The organism is Kitasatospora sp. NPDC056181 (assembly GCF_042266225.1).
GTDB lineage: Bacteria > Actinomycetota > Actinomycetes > Streptomycetales > Streptomycetaceae > Kitasatospora.
In genome coordinates this window covers 25,012-47,751 of sequence record NZ_JBHJUK010000063.1, presented here as the reverse complement: position 1 = coordinate 47,751, position 22,740 = coordinate 25,012, and the positions used below count along the sequence as shown (strand labels likewise).

Annotated in this window: 21 protein-coding genes and 1 pseudogene; 11 read left to right on the top strand and 11 right to left on the bottom strand. The window is 73.8% G+C overall.

The window, feature by feature from the left end; genetic code table 11:
• Window positions 1-336 precede the first annotated feature (336 nt).
• Window positions 337-1,299 (bottom strand): lysozyme, encoded by a 963-nt coding sequence (locus ACFC1F_RS23500; protein ID WP_376160984.1) that lies wholly within the window; start codon window positions 1,297-1,299, stop codon window positions 337-339.
• A gap of 613 nt (window positions 1,300-1,912) precedes the next feature.
• Between ACFC1F_RS23500 and ACFC1F_RS23495 the strand changes: the two genes are divergently transcribed.
• Window positions 1,913-3,268 (top strand): HEAT repeat domain-containing protein, encoded by a 1,356-nt coding sequence (locus tag ACFC1F_RS23495; RefSeq protein WP_376160982.1) that lies wholly within the window; start codon window positions 1,913-1,915, stop codon window positions 3,266-3,268.
• A gap of 152 nt (window positions 3,269-3,420) precedes the next feature.
• On the opposite strand, the gene ACFC1F_RS23490 is transcribed toward ACFC1F_RS23495, so the two are convergent.
• Together ACFC1F_RS23490 and ACFC1F_RS23485 are read right to left on the bottom strand one after the other, a co-directional pair.
• Window positions 3,421-3,546, bottom strand: coding sequence for a hypothetical protein (locus ACFC1F_RS23490; protein WP_256463560.1), 126 nt, complete (start codon window positions 3,544-3,546; stop codon window positions 3,421-3,423).
• A gap of 51 nt (window positions 3,547-3,597) precedes the next feature.
• The gene (locus ACFC1F_RS23485; RefSeq protein ID WP_209415095.1) at window positions 3,598-3,954 is read right to left on the bottom strand and encodes a helix-turn-helix transcriptional regulator; all 357 of its coding nucleotides are present in this window, start codon (window positions 3,952-3,954) and stop codon (window positions 3,598-3,600) included.
• A 380-nt stretch (window positions 3,955-4,334) separates the two neighbouring features.
• On the opposite strand from ACFC1F_RS23485, the gene ACFC1F_RS23480 reads away from it, so the two are divergent.
• From ACFC1F_RS23480 to ACFC1F_RS23470, 3 genes are all read left to right on the top strand, one after another.
• A complete protein-coding gene (locus ACFC1F_RS23480) occupies window positions 4,335-4,919 on the top strand; it encodes a GNAT family N-acetyltransferase (RefSeq protein WP_374106114.1) in 585 nt (194 codons plus the stop codon).
• Between the two features lie 157 nt (window positions 4,920-5,076).
• Complete coding sequence (locus ACFC1F_RS23475) at window positions 5,077-6,879, top strand: glycosyltransferase family 2 protein (protein ID WP_376160979.1); 1,803 nt, start codon at window positions 5,077-5,079, stop codon at window positions 6,877-6,879.
• A gap of 219 nt (window positions 6,880-7,098) precedes the next feature.
• Window positions 7,099-9,306: an acyltransferase family protein gene (locus ACFC1F_RS23470; RefSeq protein WP_376160977.1), complete on the top strand. Its 2,208-nt coding sequence runs from the start codon at window positions 7,099-7,101 to the stop codon at window positions 9,304-9,306.
• A gap of 257 nt (window positions 9,307-9,563) precedes the next feature.
• On the opposite strand, the gene ACFC1F_RS23465 is transcribed toward ACFC1F_RS23470, so the two are convergent.
• A complete protein-coding gene (locus ACFC1F_RS23465) occupies window positions 9,564-10,106 on the bottom strand; it encodes a hypothetical protein (RefSeq protein ID WP_376160975.1) in 543 nt (180 codons plus the stop codon).
• Here ACFC1F_RS23465 and ACFC1F_RS23460 point away from each other — a divergent pair.
• Window positions 10,105-10,251, top strand: a complete 147-nt coding sequence (locus ACFC1F_RS23460; RefSeq protein WP_376160973.1) for a hypothetical protein — start codon at window positions 10,105-10,107, stop codon at window positions 10,249-10,251. The genes ACFC1F_RS23465 and ACFC1F_RS23460 overlap by 2 nt on opposite strands.
• A gap of 334 nt (window positions 10,252-10,585) precedes the next feature.
• Complete coding sequence (locus ACFC1F_RS23455; RefSeq protein WP_376160971.1) at window positions 10,586-10,828, top strand: hypothetical protein; 243 nt, start codon at window positions 10,586-10,588, stop codon at window positions 10,826-10,828.
• A 185-nt stretch (window positions 10,829-11,013) separates the two neighbouring features.
• Here the strand turns inward: ACFC1F_RS23455 and ACFC1F_RS23450 are convergent, their stop codons facing one another.
• Window positions 11,014-11,616 (bottom strand): CGNR zinc finger domain-containing protein, encoded by a 603-nt coding sequence (locus ACFC1F_RS23450; protein WP_376160969.1) that lies wholly within the window; start codon window positions 11,614-11,616, stop codon window positions 11,014-11,016.
• Window positions 11,617-11,729: 113 nt separating this feature from the next.
• Here ACFC1F_RS23450 and ACFC1F_RS23445 point away from each other — a divergent pair, with 113 nt between their 5' ends.
• Together ACFC1F_RS23445 and ACFC1F_RS23440 are read left to right on the top strand one after the other, a co-directional pair.
• Window positions 11,730-12,734 carry a zinc-binding dehydrogenase gene (locus ACFC1F_RS23445; protein WP_209415088.1) on the top strand — a complete coding sequence of 335 codons (1,005 nt, stop codon included), beginning with the start codon at window positions 11,730-11,732 and terminating at the stop codon, window positions 12,732-12,734.
• A gap of 99 nt (window positions 12,735-12,833) precedes the next feature.
• On the top strand, window positions 12,834-13,382 hold the full coding sequence (locus tag ACFC1F_RS23440) for a class I SAM-dependent methyltransferase (protein WP_376160967.1): 549 nt from the start codon (window positions 12,834-12,836) through the stop codon (window positions 13,380-13,382).
• A 380-nt stretch (window positions 13,383-13,762) separates the two neighbouring features.
• On the opposite strand, the gene ACFC1F_RS23435 is transcribed toward ACFC1F_RS23440, so the two are convergent.
• Window positions 13,763-14,176: a hypothetical protein gene (locus ACFC1F_RS23435; protein ID WP_376160965.1), complete on the bottom strand. Its 414-nt coding sequence runs from the start codon at window positions 14,174-14,176 to the stop codon at window positions 13,763-13,765.
• 236 nt (window positions 14,177-14,412) lie between these two features.
• Window positions 14,413-14,931: a DinB family protein gene (locus ACFC1F_RS23430; RefSeq protein WP_376160963.1), complete on the bottom strand. Its 519-nt coding sequence runs from the start codon at window positions 14,929-14,931 to the stop codon at window positions 14,413-14,415.
• A gap of 263 nt (window positions 14,932-15,194) precedes the next feature.
• Here ACFC1F_RS23430 and ACFC1F_RS23425 point away from each other — a divergent pair, with 263 nt between their 5' ends.
• Window positions 15,195-15,860, top strand: coding sequence for a hypothetical protein (locus ACFC1F_RS23425; protein ID WP_376160961.1), 666 nt, complete (start codon window positions 15,195-15,197; stop codon window positions 15,858-15,860).
• A 226-nt stretch (window positions 15,861-16,086) separates the two neighbouring features.
• Complete coding sequence (locus ACFC1F_RS23420; RefSeq protein WP_376160960.1) at window positions 16,087-16,680, top strand: DUF4291 domain-containing protein; 594 nt, start codon at window positions 16,087-16,089, stop codon at window positions 16,678-16,680.
• Between the two features lie 60 nt (window positions 16,681-16,740).
• Here ACFC1F_RS23420 and ACFC1F_RS23415 read toward each other — a convergent pair whose 3' ends face one another.
• On the bottom strand, window positions 16,741-17,067 hold the full coding sequence (locus tag ACFC1F_RS23415; protein ID WP_376160958.1) for a hypothetical protein: 327 nt from the start codon (window positions 17,065-17,067) through the stop codon (window positions 16,741-16,743).
• A 224-nt stretch (window positions 17,068-17,291) separates the two neighbouring features.
• Here ACFC1F_RS23415 and ACFC1F_RS23410 point away from each other — a divergent pair.
• A pseudogene (locus ACFC1F_RS23410) lies at window positions 17,292-17,409 on the top strand (IS5/IS1182 family transposase); the annotation flags it as partial.
• Here ACFC1F_RS23410 and ACFC1F_RS23405 read toward each other — a convergent pair.
• From ACFC1F_RS23405 to ACFC1F_RS23395, 3 genes are all read right to left on the bottom strand, one after another.
• Window positions 17,392-17,904: an SMI1/KNR4 family protein gene (locus tag ACFC1F_RS23405; RefSeq protein WP_376160956.1), complete on the bottom strand. Its 513-nt coding sequence runs from the start codon at window positions 17,902-17,904 to the stop codon at window positions 17,392-17,394. The pseudogene ACFC1F_RS23410 and the gene ACFC1F_RS23405 sit on opposite strands and share 18 nt — an antisense overlap.
• A gap of 361 nt (window positions 17,905-18,265) precedes the next feature.
• A complete protein-coding gene (locus ACFC1F_RS23400; RefSeq protein WP_376160954.1) occupies window positions 18,266-20,047 on the bottom strand; it encodes an alpha/beta fold hydrolase in 1,782 nt (593 codons plus the stop codon).
• A 494-nt stretch (window positions 20,048-20,541) separates the two neighbouring features.
• Window positions 20,542-21,906: an FAD-dependent oxidoreductase gene (locus ACFC1F_RS23395; RefSeq protein ID WP_376160952.1), complete on the bottom strand. Its 1,365-nt coding sequence runs from the start codon at window positions 21,904-21,906 to the stop codon at window positions 20,542-20,544.
• Window positions 21,907-22,740 lie beyond the last annotated feature (834 nt).

Sequence of the window (22,740 nt, the reverse complement as noted above, 5' to 3'; positions counted from 1 at the left end):
CCCGGGCGCCGGCGGCGCGGCCCCTGCCCCACATCACCCTCCCGTGGCCACCCGGCCACCCGGCCGCCGAAGGCCGATGGCGCCGGCTCTGCCACCCGGCGCAGGGCGGGCGGCGGCGTTCCGGCCGATGGCGTCGCACGGTGGCCAGGTGATCAGCCGACCGCCGGTCGAACTCCGATGTTTCGCAGGCGACTTGTGCGATGTTCCGGTGATCCGCTCGGGTGGCCGGCCTCTCGGGTGCCGACGGTCCGGGCGGATCGTGCGGTGCGTGGCGGAAGGGGTGTCGGTCCGGGCGGGGAGGAACGTTTCTCCACCCGCCCGGACCGGTGGTGCGGCTCAGCCGTTGGCGAGGGCCTGGAGGCGGTCGTAGGCGCCGTTGAAGAGGTTCTGGTCGCCCGGGAACGTGCCGGAGTCGGCGTACTGCCAGAAGGTCTGGTAGCCCCAGCCGTTCGGGAGGGTGCCGACCGACGAGGAGTAACGGGCGATCCAGAGCGGGTTGGTGGCGCCGAAGCCGCCGTTGTTGCCGGTGCAGGTGCTCCACCAGTTGGTGGTGGTGTAGATGGTCGGGTAGCGGCCGGTGCGGGAGTGCACGGTGTCGCTGAAGGAGCGGATCCAGCTGACCATCGCGCTCTGGCTGAGGCCGAAGCAGGTGGCGCCGTAGGGGTTGTACTCGATGTCGAGGGCGGGCGGCAGGGTCTTGCCGTCACGGGACCAGCCGCCGCCGTGGTTGACGAAGTAGTTGGCCTGGGTGGCGCCGGAGGAGCGGTCCGGCAGGGCGAAGTGGTACGCGCCGCGGATCAGGCCGGCGTTGTAGGAGCCGTTGTACTGCTGGGCGAAGTACGGGTTGGTGTAGCCGGTGCCCTCGGTGGCCTTGACGTAGGCGAAGCGGGCACCGTTGCCGGCCACCGAGGCCCAGTTGACGTTGCCCTGGTAGCTGGCGACGTCCAGCCCGGGGGTCTGGGTGGCGGCGAGGGCGAGGACGCCCGCGGTGCTCTCTCTTCCCTCGTGCGCCGCGACGGTGGAGCCGGCGAAGTCGCGCTCCGGGTGGAGGACGGGGCGCTGGGAGTCCGCCTGTTCCGCGGACTGCCCGGGGGCGGGGTCGGCCGCGTACGCGGGTGCGGCGGCGCCCGTGACGAGCGCGGCCGCCGCGGCGAGTGCGGCGAGGACGGGCAACCGGCGGGACTTGGGCGTCCCGGCACCGTCGGTGGTGCCGGCGGCACCGGGGTTTCCGGTGTTGCCAGTGTTACCGGTGTTACCCGTGTTGCCGGTGGGGTGGGCGGAGCGGGAAGTGCTGGGCATGAACACTCCTCTGGTCCGGTCCTGACGACCTGTGGACGCGGTGCGGCCGGTGCGCCGTGTGCGCCCGGCCCGGAGCACAGTAGCCATGTACCCGCCAGGCTGACCAGGTCCCGTGAATCACACACCGAACGGCCGTCGCGTGTGACACGCCGACACCCGGAGGGGCCCCGGGCAATGCCCGGCGGAGGTCCGGCAACGCCCGGCCCGGCCTGCCGACGGGGGCCCGACGGGCCCCGGGCGACCGGGACACCCGGCCGACCTGGGGTGAGGTGGCGTCAGAAGTCAAAAGCCCGCTGCCGTGCGGCCGCTGGGCCGCTGCCGGGCGGCTTCCGGAGCGGAGCCGGCGGGCGGACGGGTGCCGCAGTCGTGGCGGCGGACGTACCCGGGCGGGCCGAAGCGCGCAGGTTTGCGGATTCTCGGTCAGTCATCAGCTGGAACCCGCATGCTGAGGCTGTACAGGTGGGGACCGGCGAGCGGGTTCCGCGCTGCGCGGCTTTCCGGTTCGCTCGGCCGAGCGCTTCGTCGCTGACGGGGACCTCGGCACCTTCTCGGTGCTTCGGGTACGTTGCTCACTTCGAACACACCATCAGGGGGAGCATTGACGGATTCGTCGTTGGACCTGGCCGGCCGGTTGGCCAGTGCCGTGACCGCCGGGGACACCGACACGGTGCGGACATGCCTGGAACAGGGGGCAGCGCCGGACACCTTGGACTCTGACGGACTGCCCTTGCTCTGCACCGCCTTGGCCAGGTTCGATCACCTCACCGCTGAGGTTCTGGTCGACGGGGGTGCCGACCAGGACCGCGAGCTTCCGGACGGCGGTACTCCCTTGCTGCGGGCGGTCGGTACGGGCTCCCCCACGTTGGTCTCCGCGGTGCTCGGGAACGCCCCTCGGCTTCGCCTGCCCGAGGCCTCCCGGCGGCAGCTGCTCGACCTGGCCCGGTACTGGCACGAGACCGGCGTGGTCGAAGAACTGCGCCGCCGGACGGGAGCCGCAGAACCGGCTGTCAAGCGCCAGGTCGACGACCCTCACGGTGACACGACCGGGGAGGTCTCCCTGGGCGGCTGCACCGTACGGGACGGGCACGGAGCCATCCTCACCCACCTCGAGTGGGAGTTCGGTGTGATCCCGCCTCTCGACGAAGTGATGGCACGCGCCGTCCCGCACTCGCAGGACGGGGACAGCAACTGGTTCGCCGCTGCCCACTATCTGGGTCGGCGCCGCGGCCTGCGCATTTGGTCCGAGCTCACCGCTCTGTGTCGGCACCCCGATCCCGCGCACCGCCGCTTCCTCGCGTCGGTTCTGTGGCACCGGGGCTTTCTCGTGACGGAGGACCGCGCATCAGACGTCGCCCAGGATGTCGATTTCTTGGCGTCCTGGGCACAGGAGGAGCCCGACGGCGAGGTACTCTCCGCTGTCCTGGATGTCTACACCGGCAGGGATCACCCGGACCAGGAGGCCATCGGCCTGCGGTACACCGGCCATCCGGACCCGCGCGTACGCAGCGAGGCCGTGTTCTGCGTGAGCCGGGAGCGGACCGCTCGCAGCGACGCGGCCACATCGGCACTGCTCGGCCTCGTCCACGATCCCGAACCTGATGTCCGGGCCTCCGTCGCCCAGGCGTTCGCCCCGCGGTTCACTCCCGACAACCGACTCGCGCCGGCGATCCGGGACGCCCTGCTCTTGCTGGTTCGCGACGGCACCCTCTGGGTGCGACGGCAGGCCGCACAATCCCTCGCCGGCTCTGACGATCGGACCACACCCACCCTGGATGCTTTCCTCGCGCTGCTCGACGAGGAGGACAAGGATCTGCGCCTGGAGGCAGCCTGGGCACTCGCTCGCCGCGGCGACCCGCGGACCGAGGAGGCGTACGAGCGGGTCGGACCGCTCGACGCGTTCTCGGAGCACGACCACCGGACCGACGGCCTCTGGCAGTACCGCGCGAGCAATCGGAGCGACCAGGCATGACAGGTCGCCGCCGTGCATGTCTTCGGCACGGTCGGCGGTTCCGGCGGTGCGGGTCTCGCCGACGAGGCGGTGCGAACCGATGACGACGATCAGGCCGCCGGGCCCGGCGAGGTCGCCCGCCCGGTGCAGCGCCGCGGGGATGTCCTCGGCCGTCACGCACGGGCCCGGCCGGCAAAGGCGAGACGGCTCCGCAGGTCGGCGGGGTCGGCGGCCTCGTGCGAGTTGGTGCGGGTGAGGACCAGGGGCCACTGGGCGGTGAGCGGAGCGAGTTTGTACATGCGGGAGTTCGGTGGCTTCCGGGCGATGCTCGGGGCTTCCGCGCCGTGGGTTCAGCTGCCGGTGCGGAGCCGCTCGCGGTCGGCCTCGGCGGTCTCGTCGTCGAGCGCGCCGGTGAGGATGGCGTCGAGCAGGCCGGGGTAGCGGGCGTCGAGGTCCGCCCGGCGCAGCCGCAGCAGGTTCTCCCGCCCGGAGGGCTGCTGCCAGATGACGCCGCTGTCGCGCAGGACCCGCCAGTGGTGGGTCATGGTCGACTTCGAGGTCACGCCCAGGATGCCGAGGACGCTGCCGCAGTTGTGCTCGCCCCCCGCGTCGAGCACCCGTACGACGGCCAACCGGACCGGGCTGCCCAGGGCGGAGAGGACGCTCTCGATGCGGATCTGCTCGCGGTCCGGGTGGCGGTAGCTCATGGTCCCACGGTAGCGCGACAGTCCGACCGTGGCCCGGCCTCGTGTGCGGTCCGTTCGGCCGCGGCTGCGACCCGGGCTGCGCCGTGGCCTGCGCCACTGCGACCCGGGCTGCGCCGTGGCCTGCGCCACTGCGACCCGGGCTGCGCCGTGGCCCGGCTGCGCTGTGACCTGCGCGGCTGCGACCCGGGCTGCGCCGTGGCCTGCGCCACTGCGACCCGGGCCGCAGTTCTGCGGGCCGCGCTGCGACCCCGGGCGGGCGGCGAGCCCGGGCCCGGCGGGCCCGCGCCGCCCGGCCCGGCCGGCGTTCGGGGGGCTGTGGCACGATGCCAGAGGCCTGGCCGTGAGCCCGCCGCCGCCCCACCGCAGAGAAGAGGACCCCCGTGCCCGAGACCACCCGAGACGTGACGCAGCCCGCGACCGCCCTGCCCGAGACCGGCGGCCTCGCCTTCCGCCCCGCGACCGAGGCCGACGTGCCGGCCCTGGTCGAGCTGGTCGAGTCGGCCTACCGCGGCGAGGCCAGCCGGGCCGGCTGGACGACCGAGGCGGACCTGCTCGAAGGGCAGCGCACCGACGTCGAAGGCGTGACGGCCGCCGTGACGCACGCCGACGGCGTGGTCCTGCTCGCCGAGCGCGCCGGTGAGCTGCTTGCCTGCTGCCAGCTGGAGCGCCGGGGGGAGCACGCCTACTTCGGGATGTTCTCGGTCCGTCCCGGCCGGCAGGGCGGCGGCGTCGGCCGGGCGGTGCTGGAGGAGGCCGAGCGGTTCGCGGGGGAGGAGTGGGGCGCCGTCGAGCTGGAGATGACGGTGATCGAGCAGCGCGCCGACCTGATCGCCTGGTACGAGCGCCGGGGCTTCTCCCGCACCGGGATCTACTCCCCGTTCCCGTACGGCGACGAGCGCTTCGGCATCCCGCTCCGTCCCGACCTGCGGTTCGAGAAGCTGGTGAAGAAGCTCACCGGTCGGTAGGCCTGAGGATCCGTCAAGGTTGACCTGCGGCAATGCGGAGATGTCATACCTCGTTCATGATTGGTCTAGGCCAATGTGAGAGGCTGACGGACGAACGGCCACGTTCCGTCCAGCCCAGGGGGGCCATCTCCGCATGCCCGCACTCCATGGCACCGCCATGTCCGCAACCGACACGACCCCGCCCGCGACCGGGGCCGCCCGGCCCGCAGGCGACCTCGCCCTACCCGCGACCGGCGCCGCCGCACTCCGTCCGGCCGGCACGCGCCGCCCGGACACCGCGCGCGGCCCGGTCGTGGCCGGTGCCCAGCGCCTGCCCGCCCCGCCCGACGACGAGGAGCTCTACTGGTACTTCGGCCCGCAGCGCCGTTGGGTGCTGCTCTGCGCCACCCTCTCCTACGCCGGCGCCACCGCCACGCTCGGCCTCTTCGCGCTCAGCCGGCCACTGCTCTGGCCCTTCCTGGCCCTGACCCTGCTCAACGCCGCCACCTGGCTGCTCTCCCTCGCCGACGGCCAGCGCGCCCGCCGCTACACCCGCGACTCGCACGACCTGCTGCTGCGCGCGTGGCAGCCGGCCCGCCACCCGAGCGTCGACCTGCTGCTGCCCACCGCCGGCGAGCCGCTCGACGTCCTCGCCAACGCCTACCGCCACACCGCGGCCGTCCGCTGGCCCGGGGAGCTGACCGTCCTGGTCCTCGACGACGCCGCCCGCTCCGAGGTGCGCGAACTCGCCGAGTCCCACGGATTCGAGTACCGGGCCCGGCCCGACCGCGGCCGCTTCAAGAAGGCCGGCAACCTCAACCACGGCCTGGCCGAGGGCAGCGGCGAGATCGTCGCCGTCCTCGATGCCGACTTCTGCCCGCGCCCCGACTTCCTCCACCACCTGGTGCCCTACCTCGACACCCCCGAGGTCGGCATCGTCCAGAGCCCGCAGTGCTTCGACACCGACCCCGACATGTCGTGGCTAGAGCGGGCCGCCGGGGCCACCCAGGAGATCTTCTACCGCTGGATCCAGCCCTCCCGCGACGCCCAGGACGGCACCGTCTGCTGCGGCACCAACGCGCTCTACCGGCGCGCCGCACTGAAGCGGGTCGGCGGCTTCGCCGAGATCGACCACAGCGAGGACCTCTACACCGGCCTCTCGCTCGCCCGCGCCGGCTGGACCACCCGGTACGTGCCCGCGCTGGTCGCCAAGGGCATGTCGCCGACCGGCCTGCCCGCCTTCATCAGCCAGCAGTACCGCTGGTGCCTCGGCTCCCTCGCCCTGGTCGGCGACCCCGGCTTCCGCAGCGGGCCGCTCCCCCGCTCGGCCCGGCTCTGCTTCTGGAACGGCATCCTCGGCTACCTCACCAGCGCGGTGAACGTCTTCGCCGTCCCGCTGCCGGCGCTGATCATGCTGTTCTTCCGCCCCGAGGAGATCCAGCCCTGGCAGGTCCTGCCCTTCCTGCCGCCGATCTGGGTCGCGCTCGTCCTGCTGCCCGCGATGTCCCGCACCCGGTGGCGCTTCGAGGTCACCCGGGTCCAACTCCTGGGCGGGCTGTGCCACGTGGTCGCCATCGCGCACGCGCTGCGCCGACGCAGCGCCGACTGGGTGCCCACCGGTGCCGTCTCCGGCGGCAGTTCGCTGGCCCGCACGGTCGCCCGGATCGGCGTCGGCTGGCTCGGCCTCGTCGTCCTCGCCGGCGTCGCCGGCCTCGCCCGGGCCGTCGCCCTGTACGGCTGGCAGCCCTTCTGGGCCCTCGCCGCGTTGCTCGGGCTCACCGCCTACACGACGGTCCCGCTCGTCCGGGCCCTCCTGCCCCTCCTGCGCGGCGGCAACGGTGCCGCCGTCGCCGAGGTCGCCCCGCCCCGCCGACGCACCTCCGACCTCGGCTTCGGCCGGGCCGAGGCCGTCGCCCTGACCGCCGTGCTGCTGCTCTGCGGCCTGCTGGCCTCCGGCTGGGCCGACCCGCTCATCTTCTGACGATCCGCCAGTCGGTCGGCTGGTCGACTCGTCGGTCCACCGCTCTCCGAGCACCTTCCCGCTCTCCGAGCACCCTCCCGCTCTCCGAGCACCTTCCCGCTCCCCGAGTACCCTCCCGCACCCCTTGCGCGTCGCCCCACCGGCGCGGACCCGCCGCCCGGCCGCCCCATCGGCCCGGTGGCCCCGAACACCGCTGCCAGTCATGCAAGGAGCACCGCCGTGCCCACGGCCGAACCACCGAGTGCCGGACGCCCGCCCGTCGAACCGTCGAGCGCCGTCCGAGCCGATCCCGCGACCGGTCCGGGAACACCCGACATCCTGGTCGAACCATCCCACCGTCCCGCCCCCGGCGCCGGGTTGGCGCCGAGGCAAGCCGGCGCACCGGCCGGGCGGACGGGCGAGGACGCCGCCGAGGCGCCCCGCCGGCCGGCCGCGTTCCGGCCCGACATCGAGGGGCTGCGCGGCGTCGCCGTGCTCGCCGTCCTCGCGTTCCACGCCGCGGTCCCCGCGTTCACCGGCGGCTACGTCGGCGTCGACGTCTTCTTCGTCATCTCCGGATTCCTGATCACCGGCCTGCTGTTGGGCCGCCCGATCGGCCTGCGGGACTTCGCCGCCCGCCGGGCCCGCCGCATCCTGCCCGCCGCCGCCGTCGTCCTGGTCGCCACCGCGCTCGCGGGCGGAGCACTGCTCGACCCGCTGCGCGGCACCGACCTGGCGCGCGACCTGATCGCCTCCGCCGGCCAGTTCGCCAACTGGCGGTTCGTCGGCCGGCAGACCGACTACCTCGCCGCCGAACGCGACCCGAGCCCGCTCCAGCACTTCTGGTCCCTGGGCGTGGAGAACCAGTTCTACCTGCTCTGGGGCATGCTGCTGCTCGGCCTCGCCCGCCACCTCGCGGGCCGCCGCCGCACCGCCGCGATCGCCCTCGCGACCACCGTGATCGGCGGCGTCTCCCTGGCACTCTGCATCCGCTGGACGGCCGACTCCGCACCGCTCGGCTACTTCTCCACCGCCAGCCGGCTCTGGGAGTTCGCCACCGGCGCCTGCGCCGCCCTGCTCGGGACGGCCATCGCCGGATGGCTGCCCCGAGCGGGCCGGGCCGCCCGGGGCGCGGACCGGGCGCTGCGGCTGCTCGGGTGGGCCGGCGCGGCGGCCGTCGTCCTCGCGGTCTTCCGGTACGACCGCAACACGCCGTTCCCCGGCAGCGCCGCCCTGCTGCCCGTGCTCGGCACCGCGGCCGTCCTGCTCGCCGGACCGGCGCACCGCGCCCTCGGCCCGACCGACGCCGGGCGGCTGCTCGCCACCCGGCCGCTGCGCGCCGCCGGCCGCCTCTCGTACGCGTGGTACCTCTGGCACTGGCCGGTGCTGACCATCGCCCAGGCCCGCTACGGCGCCCTGCCGTGGACCACGCTGGCCGCCCTCACCGCGGCCTCCGCCCTGCCCGCCTGGCTCACCCTGCGGCTGGTCGAGCAGCCGCTGCGGTACGGCAGCAGCCCGGCGCCCCGCCGGGGCCTCGCGGTCGGCGCCAGCGCGCTGGTCATCCCGCTGATCGCCGGGCTGACCCTCGGCGGTGGCACCGTCCGGGCCGTCGGCAAGGCCGACCTGCCCGTGGTGGTCCCGGCGGGCGCGGTGGACGGGCCCGCGCTGCTCGCCCCCGGCACCCGAGTCCTCACCCTCACACCCTCGCTCGCCCGGGCACGGGAGGACTTCCCGCCCGGCAAGGGGTGCGAGATCCCGCTCGGCGCCGAGAGCAGCCCGCGCTGCCTGTTCGGCGCGGAGACCAGCCCCGACCGGATCGTGCTCGTCGGCGACTCGCACGCCGGCCAGTGGATCTCGGCCGCGCTGGAACTGGCCGGGCAGCGGCACTGGGCGCTGGAGGTGCTGGTCAAGCCCGGCTGCCCGCTGGCCACCCTGACCGTGCGGAACAACGTCCTCGGCCGCACCTTCGACGAGTGCGACCGCTGGCGCGAGAACACCCTCACCCGTCTCGCCACCGGCCCCAGGCCCCGGCTGATCCTGATGGCCGGCCTCAACCGGTACGGCAGCCAGGAGGAGCGCACGGAGGGCTGGACCCGCACCCTCGACCGGCTCTCCGCCGTCGGCGCGCCGCTCGCCTACCTCGCGGACACGCCGATGCCGGGCAAGGACATCCCGACCTGCCTGGCGGCCTCCGACGGCCGCTCGGACGCCTGCTTCTTCCCCCGCGAGTCGGCCTTCGAGCGGGACCCGCTGACCGACGGCGGCCTCGCGGGCCGCTACGGCGTCCGCGTCCTCGACCTCGGCCCGCTGCTCTGCCCCGGCACCGGCCCGGACTGCCCGGCGGTCCTGGAGGGCGTGGTGCTCTACCGGGACACCGGGCACATCACCGACACGCTGGCGCGGGTGCTGGCGCCCCGGCTGGACAGGGGGCTGCTGGGCGCGGGGTGAGCGCCGGGGACCAGTGTCGGGGGACCAGGCCGGGTACCTGTGTTCGGGGGACCAGGTCGGGGGCCAGTGCCGGGGGACCAGGCCGGGGCCAGTGCTGGGGCCGTCCCGGCACTGGCCCCGTTCCGGGGCTCCCTCGTACGGAGCCGCGTGCAGGGTCCGGCGCCCGGCGGGTCCGACGTCGTGCGATCCCGTGCGGTCCCGTGCGGTGTCGCGCGACCCTGTGCGGCCCTGTGCTCCGTCCGGCGCCCCCGGTCGGCTCAGCCGTAGAGGCTGTGGCAGAGCCGGGCCTGGTCCGAGCCGGCGGGCCAGTGGCCGAAGTGCTCGGCCTGGTCGCAGACGGATTTGGGGTCGACGGCCGCCGGAGGTCGGGGCGCTCCGCCCGGTGCGGGGGCCGGAACAGCGGCGGCCGGGGCGGACGCGGCGTGGGTGGCCGCCGGGCGGAGCGGGCCCGGGCGTGCTGTGTGGCCGGGCCTGGGCCGGGCGCTGCCGCTCGCCGCGCTACCGGTCTCGGCGCGGTCGGGCCCGGCCGGCTCGCCGTCGCCGCCGGCCTGCTGGGCGGGGCTCGGGACGATCTCCGGCGAGGGGGCCGGGGTGCCGGCGGGCGGCGTGTCCGGGACCGCCAGCAGGTCGGCCGACAGGGGGAACGAGGGTTCGAGGGGCGACGCGGGAGCGGCGGACACCTCCGCCGACGAGGACACCGACGAGGACGTCGACGGGGAGGGCGCGGCCGACGGGAACGCCACCACCCCGGTGCCCTCGTCACCCGACCCGGGCCCGCACATCGCCAGGACGGCGGCCATGACGCCGACGGTCCCGGCGGCCGTCGCCGCCCACACCCGTCGCGACCTGCGCGCCGGGGCCGGCGCGGCCGAGGCGGGGACGGCGGCCCAGTCGGGCGTCGCACCGGTGGGTGGCGGTGGCACCGGTGGCGGCTCCCACCGCTGAGCCGGCCACTGCCACTGCCCGCCCGGCTGCCGGCCGCCGACCGGCTCCCCGCCCGCCCGTGGCCCCGCCGCCTGCCCGCCCGTTCTCTGCCCCGCCGCCGGTTGGTTGTCCGATCTCTGTCCCGCCGCCGGTTGACCGCCCATACCCGTCTCCTCCTGCCGGTCGTCGCCGACTTCCGGCGACCCGTTCGACGTGGTCAACGAGCTGGCGGACGCCGGGACATGACCCGGAAGAGGGTTCTCTCGCCGATCGGCGCCCGGCCGTCCGCGCGCGCCGGTACCCTGCCTGCCGTACCCCGGGTGCGGAGGCCCGGGGTCCACCACATGCTGGGGGCATGGAAACCAACAGCACGTCGAACAGCACGTCGAAGCCCCTGGTCGAGGTCGCCGAGTTCCGCACCGACAGCCGCTACCGCCTGGTCCGTTTCGAGGGCCACGGCTGGGAGCCCCTGGCCCCCGAGGAGTTCGAGCCACGGGTCCACCAGCTCTTCCCCGACCTCGATCCGCACGACCCCGTCCGCATCCACTGGGCCGACCGCCCCTGGGAGTGGCCCGCCTGGCACCCCGGCGAGGCCTGACCCCGACGGCCGGGGCTCGACGACTCGATCCCGACGGCCGGGCCCTCACCCGCCCGCCGACGGGTCCCTGACGAGCGCTTCGGTCGGGGGCGGTGTCCGTGGGGCGGGTGTTCTGCCGCGGGGCCGTCCGTCCGGGGGTGTCTCAGGGCCGTCCCGGGACCCTCTCAAGGCCGTCCGGGGCCCTCTCAGGGGCGGGTCCGGGCGCGGTAGCCGGCGACCTTGGCGAGGTTGCCGCAGCGCTCCATCGAGCACCAGCGGCGCCGGCGGGCCTGGGAGTCGTCGAGGAAGAGCAGCGAGCAGTCCGGGTTCTCGCACTCCTTGACCCGCCCGAGCAGCGGGCCGCCGGCCAGCAGGACGGCGTCACGCGCCACCGCGGAGAGGGCGGCCCGGACGCCGCCCGCGGGAGCCCCGGTGTGCCAGTGCAGGCGGAGTCCGCCGTCCGCCGGGGCGAGTTGGGGGGCGAGGTCGGGGGCGGCGGCGGCCGTGTTGGCCTCGGCGAGGTCGTCCGCGGCCGGGGGGTGGCCGGTCATCGCTGCGCGCAGCAGCCGGTACAGGGCCTCGCGCAGCCGGCGTGCCTGCGCGAGGTCGCGGTCCGTGGCCTCGGCGGCAGCGCCGTCGGGGTGCAGACCGGCCTCGGTGAACCAGCGGGTCAGGGCGTCCGGGTCGGGCAGGCGCTCGACGGGGGTGGCGTGGCGGCGGCCGAGGGTCGCGACGAAGTTCAGGCAGGGGCGTCCGCCGATGAACGGGAACGCGAGCTGCGGGTCGGTGGCGTGGGTGCTGCGCGGCATGGAGGTGAGCCTACGCCCGGGACCGCCCTTGACACCACTTCATCCGGTGTCGCAAGGTGACACCTGTTCATCCGGTGTCATCCGGCGTCACCAACGAGAGCGGGTACGGAAGCATGCGCGCAGTACGGATCGACCGGTTCGGCGGCCCCGAGGTCCTCCTCCCGGCGGACCTCCCGGATCCGGTGCCCGGCCCCGGCGAGGTGCTGGTACGGGTCGCCGCAGCAGGCGTCAACCGGGCCGACGCGCTGGTCCGCTCGGGCGTCTACCACCGCGCCGGACGGCCGCCGCTGATCCCCGGCATCGAGGCGGCCGGCACCGTCGCGGCCCTGGGCGAGGGGGTGACCGGCCTGGAGCCGGGGCAGCCCGTCCTGGCGATGGGCGCCGCGGCCGGCTCCGGCTTCTACGCCGAACTCGCGGTCGTCCCGGCCGGCCGGGTCACGCCCCTGCCCGACGGCGTCGGCCTGCTCGCGGCCGCCGCCCTCCCGTCGGCCTGGCTGACCGCCTGGTACTGCCTGCACCGGCTGGCCCGGGTGGCGGCGGGGGAGACGGTGGTGGTGCAGGCGGCGGCGAGCGGGGTCGGCAGTGCGGCCGTGCAGATCGCCGCGGAGGCCGGCGCGCGCGTCATCGCCGTGGCCGGCTCGGCGGAGAAGGCCGGATGGGCGGCCGGCTTCGGCGCCGGGGCGACCGTCGACACCTCCGTCCACCCGGAGGACGCCGCCGTCGACGAGGTGCTCCGGCTGACTGGCGGCCGCGGCGCCCACGTGGTCCTCGACACCGTCGGCGGGCGGGTGTTCGGGCAGAGCCTGCGCCAGGCCGGACAGGCCGGACGCGTCGTCGCGCTCGCGAACGTCGCCCTGGAGCCCAGCACCATCGACACCCGGCACTTCTACCCGAAGAACGTGTCCATCCACGGCTTCCAGATCACCAACCTGCTGGACCACGGCTACGACCCGCGCCCCGATCTGCGGGAGATCGCCGCCCGCGTCGCCGCCGGGGCGTTCCGGGTCCCCGTGGAGTCCGTCTTCCCGCTGGAGCAGGCGGCCGACGCCCACCGGCAGTTGGAAAGGCGCGGCAACCGGGGGAAGATCGTTCTCACCGTGGCGGGCGATCCGGCCTGACCGCGGCACGCGGACGGACCAGGGGGAGCAGTGGACGGACGGGCGAGCAACGCAGGTTATGGCGAGGCGGCAGACCAACTCGTGCTGCAGTACGAGGAAGTGACGTTTGAGGAGGTCCACCGCGAGGTGCTGCACCTGATCCCCGGGCAGCCCTCCGACGTCCTCGACATCGGCGCCGGCACCGGCCGGGACGCCGCCGCCCTGGCCGCGCGCGGCCACCGTGTCGTCGCCGCCGAACCGACGGCGGAGCTGCGCCGGGCCGGCGAGCGCATCCACGCGGGCAGCGGCATCCGCTGGGTCGACGACGCACTGCCCTCGGTGGCCCGCCTCGGCACGGCGGGGGAGCGCTACGACCTGATCCTGCTCGCCGCCGTCTGGATGCATCTGGCCGAGGACGAACGCCCGTTGGCGATGGACGCCCTCGCCCGGCTGCTCGCCCCCGGTGGCCGGGTCATCCTCTCGCTGCGCTACGGCCCCGTCCCGCCGGGCCGCCGGATGTTCGACGTCCCGGCCGAGGAGACGATCGCGCAGGCCCGGGCCCGCGGGCTGGACCTGCTGGTCCGCACCGAACGGCACGACCTGCACGACCGCGCGGGTGTGAGCTGGGCGGTGCTCGCCTTCGAGTCGGCGGGCGGGCCGCGGCCGTAGCGGGGGCCGTCGCAGGGTGTGCGGGTGGCGGGGCGGGGTGTGGCGTGGCTTGGTGCGGCGCGGTTTGGTGCGGCGCGGGCGTAGGGCGGTCGTGGCGGGGGTCGCGGCCGGGCGCCGGGGTCACCGTCCGCGGCCGGCCGTTTCCACCGCGGCCCGTGACCGCCGGTGCCGACCACTGTCGGCGCTCGCCGGGAACGTTCCGCCTCGGCGGAGTCCGGCCGGTTCCACCGGCGTCCGATCGCGGGCGGGCGGCCGGGCGGCCGGGCAACCGGGCGGCCGGGCAGTCGTGCGGCCGTGCGGAAGCGCGGATCAGTGAGGTCCTCGGGGCCGCCTCCCCGGCCTGCGGGCCTGCGGGCCTGCGGGCGTCCGGGCGTCCGCGTCTACGGGCCTGCGGGGCCGATGGCCGCAGCTCGCGCAGCGGCTGCCGCCTCCAGCAGGGGCCAGCCGTCGACCTCCACCGCCCCCTGCTCTCCCGGCTGCCACCCGCCGGCCAGGGCCGCGTCGAGCAGGGCCCGGACGGCGCCCGGTTCGTGCAGGTTCAGAGAGCCGCCCCGGACGTACCCCACGTCCCCGGAGCCCATGGGGAACCCGCCGGGGACGTACCGCCCCGGGCCGTCGGCGAAGACGATGCGCAGCGCACCGCCGGTGCCGGCGGGCTGCGGGTACAGCGTCAGCGTCTCGCGGCAGTCCGCGGACCGGCCGCCGTCCGGTGAGGAGTGGCGGTGGCGGAGCGTCCATAGGTACGTGCGCCCGTCGGTGACCAGCCGGCGGGGCGTCTTCGGATGGCGGGGCACGGGGTCGAGGATACGCGGCCCGGTCCACAGGCCGGCCGGCCCGCGTTCGTACCGGCGCCGGTCGCCTGTTCCTGACCTGCTCAAGGAGCTCGTCAACGCCCCGTGCTCCGGGGAACGGCAGTTCGGGGACGGAACCAACCGTTTGCTCCGTGGCCGGGCGCGCGGCGAACGCTGACGGTCCGACACCGGCTGCTGTGCGGGGCGAGGCGCTGTCGGCCCCGCACGGCAGCCGGTGGCTATGGGCCGGTGACGCCGTCGGTGAGCTCCCGGACGATGTCCAGGTGGCCCGCGTGACGGGCGTACTCCTGCAGGACGTGGAACAGGATCCAGCCCAGGCTGGGCCGCGGGGTGCCGTCGTCTGGGAAGCGGCCGCCGGCTGCGGCGATCGTGGACAGCGGCGTGCCCGACGCGATGGCTCGGGTGTACTCACCACCCGCGTGCAGCGCGGCGAGCAGGTCGGCGGCCGTCTCCTGCGGACCGACGTGCCAGCGGTCCGCCGGGCCGCGGTCGCCCCACGGTGCGGCGACCTGCTCGGCCCGGAAGCCCCAGCGCAGCCAGCGCTGCTCCATGTGTACGAGGTGCTTCAGCAGTTCGAGCAGGGTCCACCCGGAGGGGAGCCGGCTGACGCGCAGCTCTGCGTCGGACATTCCCTCGATCTTGGCGCCGATCACGGACCGGTAGTAGTCGAGATAGTCCAGCAACAGCACGCTCGGATCGGAGAGTTGCCGGTCCGGCTCGGGTACGGAGGAATTCATGGTCCCGAGTCTGCCACCACGCACGTCGGCGCCCGGAGGGCACTCCGCCCACGGTGGTCCCACGGCCGTCGCAGGGCGCGTGCCGAGTCGTGGTCAACCTGTGGGAGGGCTTGATCGCTGGGGCCGCGAAGCGGGGCATGGTGGGCCTGTCACCGGTCAGCAGCGGCTCCACCACCACCCATGCTTCGCCACGCCGCCGCCGGGTTGCCCATGAACGAGGACGTTCTCACCGCTCCGGAAAGGCTGTGGGAGAGACTGACAGCATGCCTGCCGCCGACACGCTCGCGTCCTCGGACGAGATCCACACCTATCTCGTCACCAGACTCAACGACGCCCTCCGTCGGCCGGGAATGTGGGGCGGGGAGCACGCCATCCGGTTGATGCTGGACCACCTCCTGTTCGCTGAACGTCGGCAGGGAGCATGGGAGGACGAGCAGCGTGCCCTGGAGCAGCGCAAGGCGTGGACACCGATCGGCGTGAAGGGCGCGTTCGAGGACTTCCTTCCAGCTGATCACGGCACAAGCGTCGCCTCCGTCTACGCGGAGTTCGCACACCGACAGGGATGGCTCGAGGCCGACCGGCTACTGGACGCGGCCGAGTACGACTCGATGCTCGCCACGATCGACTCGTGGGCCACCCACGACCGGGTGTGGGCCGACGTCACCTCGGCGTTCGGCCCGCCGTCGGTCCTGTTCGGCAGCACCAACCCCTATTACGGGAAGACACTTGGCTACGTGACCACGGACCCCTCCGCACCCATGCTGTTCTTCCACCTCTGGAACGGCACCGACCCGGGTGCCGACTCCTCCTGGCCACCGGCCCACGAGCAACCACTGCTCCTGGCCGTCCGACGTGGTGACGCTCCGTTCGCCGCGAGCTTCACCTTCACCCCCGAGGGGCGGCGCCGTCGGCCGGCACAGGGATCGTGATCTCCTGACCATCTGTGTCCGTGGGCCGCTCGCGCCGGACGATCCCGGAGAAGGGTCCGATGGGACCCCGGAGAGCTGCCTTGCCCGCGCGAGCACCTTCCTGACCTGGCGCGTGAGCGCGGCACCAGCCCGCAGGTACACCGGGGTAGCGCAGCCAATCCCAGCCTGATGATCCAGGCTGGTAATTCGATGGTGTCACGCGCACCCAACCCCGACCCTGGTCACCGTGCCAGAACTCAAGCATCAGATCCGCGCCCTCCACACGGCCTCCACGGTGACCGTCTACCAGGCATACGCTCCGGAAATAGGCCTGCCCGCTGCACAGGACGGTCGCTTTCCGGCGGCCTGGAAGAGGGACCGGATGACGTGGATCAAACCGTCGTTCCTCTGGATGATGTACCGCTGCGGATGGGCGAGCAAGGAAGGCCAGGAGACCGTCCTCGCGATCGAAATCACCCGTGCGGGCTTCGAATGGGCCCTGGCAAACGCCTGTCTGGCCCACTACGAACACGGACTGCACACCGACCGCGCCACCTGGAAGCGCCAGTTGAAGCGAGCCCCGGCCCGAGTGCAGTGGGATCCCGAACGCGATCTGCACCTACGGCCGCTTCCTCACCGCTCTCTTCAACTCGGCCTCGCCGACGAGGCCGCTGAGCGTTACGCGGAGGACTGGATCGTCTCGATCAACGACGTCACCGCACTCGCGCATGCCATCCATGCCCATGTGAGGGACGGGGCTCTGGAAGCCGCCCGGCAACTCCTTCCCGTCGAACGCCCCTATCCGTCGGGCGACACGCTTCTGAGCCACCTGAGCGACTGAGCCGGTCCCACCCGCTTGGGACGACCGACTGCTCGTTCTGTCGCCGCCTACCTGGGCAACTCACCACGATCCAGTACGCGATGCCCTCAGTGATCTGGTCGAGGGTGTCGGCGAGACCGTCCATTCGTCGACGTGCCGGATCCACGGCACGTGGTCGAGGGCGCGGGGCAGGTCGTCGGTGACCAGGGCGTCGAGCACGGAGCGCAGGTCGTCCGGGACGGGGCCTTCCGAGGGACAGAGCCAGGCGAGCGCGGCCGGTACGCGGACGTCCGAGGGCTGTTTCGCGGCAAGCTCCTCAGTCGGGCTGTTGCCCAGCAGGAAGCGGTTCCGGGGCACGTCATCGCGGCGGAACTCGTCCTTGACGTCCTGCGCCATCGTCGCGATCACGACGCGAGCGTCGAACAACGTTTCCCCACGCACCTCCCACCAGGCCCTGAGGACCAGCTGGTGGCCCCACAGGAGTCCACCAGCGGTCACGCTTGCCCCACCGACACCGTTTTGGCCCGCACCAATGCGCGCGATGACACAACTGATCGCGGACTGACTGGTCGTTTCACAATGGCTGAGCCCCAGGTCTTTCGCTCAGTGATCTTGGTCAGCAGGGTGTCCGCGTGCGTGCTGATCTTGTTCCGAATGACCTGTGGGAGCGAGTAGCCCCGTTGCTGCCGCCTGCGCCTGCGGCGCTACCGTCACCCGGGGCGGGCTACGTGTTCACATCGCATCAGCTTGGTTCCCACTGGTCGCCCACGCCCGATACCAATCCCCGAAGGCCGGGCCAGGGGCCAGCCTGTCCTCTATCCCAAGGGTGTCGAACCAGACCTGACCGCTGACGGCTCCGGTGACCACCAGCCGGACGAACGTGCCGCACCCCATGTCCGAGATGATCATTGACCCCGGAACGATCCCGTCCTCGTCGTAGTCGTCTTCGAGGTCGTCCGGACCCACCGCCCGCGTGAATGGGAACGGTGTCGCAAGGTACCCGGGCCACCAGGCCTCGTCCCTGGGGCCGTACGACCTGCTCAGCGGCCAAATTCCGTGGTAAGGCCCCGGGCCGCCGTTGCCGATGGTCGTCAAGAAGGTTCGGTAGTCCTTAGGGAGGGTCACCCCGTACTCACGCTCGAAGGACAGAACCTCCGCCTCCGAGAGCACGCTCCTCGGACGACTCTCAGACACTCGATCCACCGCGCCCCCACCTCTCACCCGGTTCTCCGTCTCCGCGAGCATAGGACTCCCGCTCCGGGTGGACAGGTGCCCCATTCGGCGTCGAGGCAGGGCAAGCCTCACCTTGAAACGACCAGTGCGACGCCTTTCGAGTGCGCGCCGAGACTGCCTCGCCGTCCACGGTCGCCCGTGCGGCAGTGGGGCCGGTCCGGTGCGTCCCGCCGTACCCCGGCCCCGGGCTCTCGCTCAGCCTCACCCGAACCGGGGCGGGGGAAGCAGCAGGCGGCTGCACCTCCTCGTTCGCCCGTCCACGGGCCGGCCGGGAGGGCTCGACCCGGTGGCCCGACCCGCTGGCCCGATCCGGTGGCCGGTCCCCATTGCCGTCCCGGCCGGCGCACGGGTGCGACCCGGGCCTCTTCGGGCTTCACCAGTTCGCCGTGGAAGCACGGATGTCGTCGGCGAGTTCGGCGGCATAAGGGAGCGGGAGAGAGCCGGCCGGCCGGGTCGTGGTGGGCGGCGCGGCAGTCTCCGGGACGCCCGGGATCACGGTGACCGGCACCGGGCACGCCCGCATCAGGGCAGCGGCCTCGGCCTGTTCGGCCGGACGCCCGGCCCGGCGCAGCCGGCGAGCGGCGCGCCTGGCGGCGCCGGGGCGATGGGACGCGGGCGGCGTCGACGTGGTGGCCGGCTCGTCGATGGCCGGCCCTCCGGTGTGCGGCCCTCCGGTGTGTGGCCCGACGAAGGACGGCGCGACCAGGACGACGCCGGCCACGGTGTCAGGGTGTGCGGCCGCGTGGCGCAACGCCGTTGTGGCGGAGGCGGAGTGGGCGACCAGGACGGGGCGCGTGCGGACCGGCGCCAGCAGTTCGGCCAGCCAGTGGTCGTCCGGGACGGACGCGGGGGAGGAGCGGCCCAGGCCGGGCAGGTCGGCCGCCAACGCGGGCGCGTCCAGCCGTTCGGTCACCGCACGCCACACGTCCGCGTCCGAGCCCGGGCCGTGCAGCAGGACGAAGCGCGGGGCCTCGCCGTCGCCGACCAGGTAACTCCGCCCACCGGCGGCGTTGGTGAACCTTCCCGGGAGCGCCCCGCCCGACGGCGGGGCGCCGAAGCCGTCGGTGACCAGCCGGGTGGCCCAGCGGCGCAACAGCTTGGCGACCGGCGGGTGGTGGAGGCCGACGGCGTGGGCCAGCCGGTCGGCGGAGGCGGTGTCGTAGGTGTCCTCGGAGAGGAACGTGAGCGTCTCCGGGTCGGCGCCGGTCAGCGCGCGGGGCAGCCGGCGGACCAGGCCGACGGGGATCAGCCGCCGGGGCGCGGGAACGCCGAGGTGCTCGGCCAGCAGGGCGATCAGTTCCGGCAGGGGCGGCGTGGCCGGGTCGAGCACGGTGTGTGCGTGGGCGGGACCGGTGTCGTACCCGGGAACGGCCGCGAGGAAGCGTGCCAGGTGGTCGACCGCGACCACCGGCAGGAAGGTGCGCGCCGAACCGGGAAGCAACGGCAGCCGCCCGTACCAGAGTTGGCGGACGAGGTCGGCCAGGCCGAGGTACTGTCCGGCCTCACCGGTGACCGAGTGCCCCACCACGCTGCTCGGGTTCACCGTGGTGAGCGGCACCCCGAGCCGGGCGGCCGTGACCCGGACGGCGGCGTCGCCCAGCTGCTTGGACGCCTCGTACGCGCCGAGCCGGGCGTAGAGGGCGTCGGCCTCGGCGTCGGGCAGCGGGTGACGAGGCGTGGCGTCCCGGCCGACCCGGTAGCCGGAGAGGTGGACCAGCCGCCGCAGGTGAGGGCGGCCGGCGGCCCAGTCCAGGGCGTGCAGCGCACCGGCGACGTTGGCGGCGTGCGCCTCGGCGCGGGACAGGCCGAAGCGGTAGAGGGCGGCGAGGTTGTGCACGTCGCGGACGTTTTCGAGGCGGGCGTCGTCCTCGGGCGACAGGCCCAGCCCGGGCCGGGTGAGGTCGACGGCGACAGTGGTCAGCGCGGTGTCGTCGGCCCCGTGGGCGCGGAGCCAGCTGCGCAGCTCGTGTTCGCGTGCGGTCCCGCGCCCGCCCCGGACGGCGGCGGCCACCGGCTCGCCCCGTCCGAGGAGTTCGAGGACGAGCCAGCGGCCGAGGAAGCCGGTCGCGCCGAGGACGAGGGTGCGCGGGGGCAGGGGGACCGAGTCCGGGGGAGTCAGGGCAGCTGTGGGTGCGATCGGGGGTGTGACGTTCATGGGCGGACTCCTTCTCTGTAGATCGGTCTACTTATGTAGACCGGTCTGCATATTTTTTGGCCATGGGGACGTGAGGATGCGGGGCCTGGGGGCGGGGGTCTGGTGCGGGCGTGGCGCTGGTTGTGAGTGCGGGTTTCGGGGGCCTGAGGTTCCGGCTGCCGGGTTGCCGGGTTGCTGGGGTTCCGGGCTGGCGGGGTGTCGGCGTGCAGCGCCGAGAGAGTTTCTATAGACCGGTCTGTATATTTTTTGCGCGACAAAGAACCCCTGCCCCGTGCGTCGACGGGATCAGCGGTGTACGCAGGCGAAGATACCGCCGCCGGGGAGTCGGTTGTATGGGTACCATGGGCACCGACGTAAAGTAGGGTAGTCCGCCCCGGAGGGGCGCCCGTCCCGCTGTTCCACGTGAACGGCGGGTGGGCCTCCCCGTCCTCGGGGAGGCCCACCCGACGCCCACGTGCAACGGCTTCTCGCCGGTGCCGTTCTGGGAGCTGCACTCAGGCGCTGCTGCGCCGGAGCATTTCCTCGCGCTCCACGACCTTCACCCGCTCCCGCCCCTCCGCCTCGCCGAGGGCCCGCTCGTGGGCGTCGAGCCGGTGCCAGCCCTCCCACGTCGTGTACCGGACGCCCCGGTCGCGCAGGTGGGTGACGACGGCGTCCGGGTCGGGCTCGGTGGCTCCGGGCAGGCGTCCGGCGGAGTGGTCGGCGAGCAGGCAGCCGACGGTCTCGTTGGCGTCGCCCTTGGTGTGGCCGATCAGGCCGACCGGGCCGCGCTTGATCCAGCCCGTGACGTACGTGGCCGCCTGGTGCGAGCCGTCGCCGGCCAGGACGCGGCCGGCCTCGTTGGGGACGGTGCCGGAGACGGGGTCGAAGGGCAGCTTGGGCAGTTCGTCGGAGTAGTAGCCGATCGCCCGGTAGACGGCCTGCACGTCCCAGTCGGTGAAGCGGCCGGTGCCGCGGACGTTCCCGGTGCCGTCGAGTTCGGTGCGCTCGGTGCGCAGGCCGCTCACCCGGCCGTCCTCGCCGGTCACCTCGACCGGGGACTCGAAGAAGTGCAGGTAGATCCGGTGGGGGCGGTCGCCGACGTCGCGGATCGCCCAGTTCTCCAGCGTGGAGGCGACCATGTCGACGTGCTTGGCGGCCCGCCGCTCGGCGATCGACCCGTCGTCGTACTCGATGTCCTCGGGGGCGACGATCACCTCGATGTTCGGTGAGTGGTCGAGTTCGCGCAGCTCCATCGGGCTGAACTTGGCCTGGGCCGGCCCGCGGCGGCCGAAGACGTGGACCTCCAGCGCCCTGTTCCGCTTCAGCCCGGCGTGGACGTTCGGGGGGATCTCGGTGGGCAGAAGCTCGTCGGCGGTCTTGGCGAGGATCCGGGCGACGTCCAGGGCGACGTTGCCCGCGCCGAGCACGGCGACCTTCTCGGCCTCCAACGGCCAGGTGCGGGGGACGTCGGGGTGCCCGTCGTACCAGGAGACGAAGTCGGCGGCGCCGTACGAACCGTCCAGGTCGACGCCGGGTATGTCGAGCGCGCGGTCGGCCGTCGCGCCGGTGGCGAAGACGGTGGCGTCGTAGAAGCGGTGCAGGTCGTCCAGGCCGAGGTCGCCGGGGTAGTCGATGTTGCCGAAGAGCCGGATCTGGGGCTTGTCCAGCACCTGGTGCAGCGCGGTGACGATGCCCTTGATCCGCGGATGGTCGGGCGCCACGCCGTAGCGGATCAGTCCGAACGGGGCGGGCATCCGTTCGAACAGGTCGATCGAGACCCCGGGCTCCCGGGCTGCGTCGGACTTGAGAAGGGCGTCCGCGGCGTAGATGCCGGCGGGGCCGGCTCCGACGATCGCGATACGGATCGGGCGGGTCATGGGCGGTGCGTTCCTTCTGGCAGACGGGCGGGTGCTTGATTCAAACCCGCTCCACCCGCAGCGCTGTAGGGGCCAGGGAGCGATGACCCCATAGAGCGGACCTATGGCCCGGTCGGGAACATCACGGCCACCACGGTGCTCACTGCCACCACGGCTCTCTCGCCACCGCGTCTCTCTCTGCCACCGCCTCTCTCTGCCACCGCGGTTCTCACGGTCGCCGAGGCTGGCACGGCCCTCGGGGAAACACGGTTCGCAAGGCCACGCGACGCACCGCGGAGTCCGGACCGGGAGCGGCCGATCCGGGGTGGCAGCCCTGGGCGGTGCACCCCTGGACCGCCTCCCCTGAGAACGGCCCGCAGCACCCGCTCGACGAGTGGCACCCGGTCGGCGTCGCCGACGACGTGCAGGCCGAGTATGACTGCATGCTCGCCCCCGTACTCGGCCGGCTCCACGCGGGTGCCAGGCAGCGGGCGATTGGTGCCCCTACGGTACGAGCCGGCCGATCACTTCGGTCTTGATCCGTTGGGCCTGCGCCCCGACGGGGTGGCCGGCCGCGGCGTCGCCCGGTCGACGGCCGCCGGCCCGGGCAGGGCACGCGCAGTGCGTAGCCGCTCCCACGGGCTCCTCCGAGCGCTGGTCGGGGCACGGTTGGTGCCGCCGCGGTTGATGCTGAAGCCGCCGTTGTTTCAGGGGCTGTAGCCACCAGCCGGTGTCGGAACCCACGACTGGGCCGTTGCGTCGCACGAGTCGGCCAGCCGTGCCGGCGGGACGACCCCGGGAAAGCGCGAGCGTGGCCGGCTCGGCGCACGCCGGGGTTCCCGGGACGACCGGCCC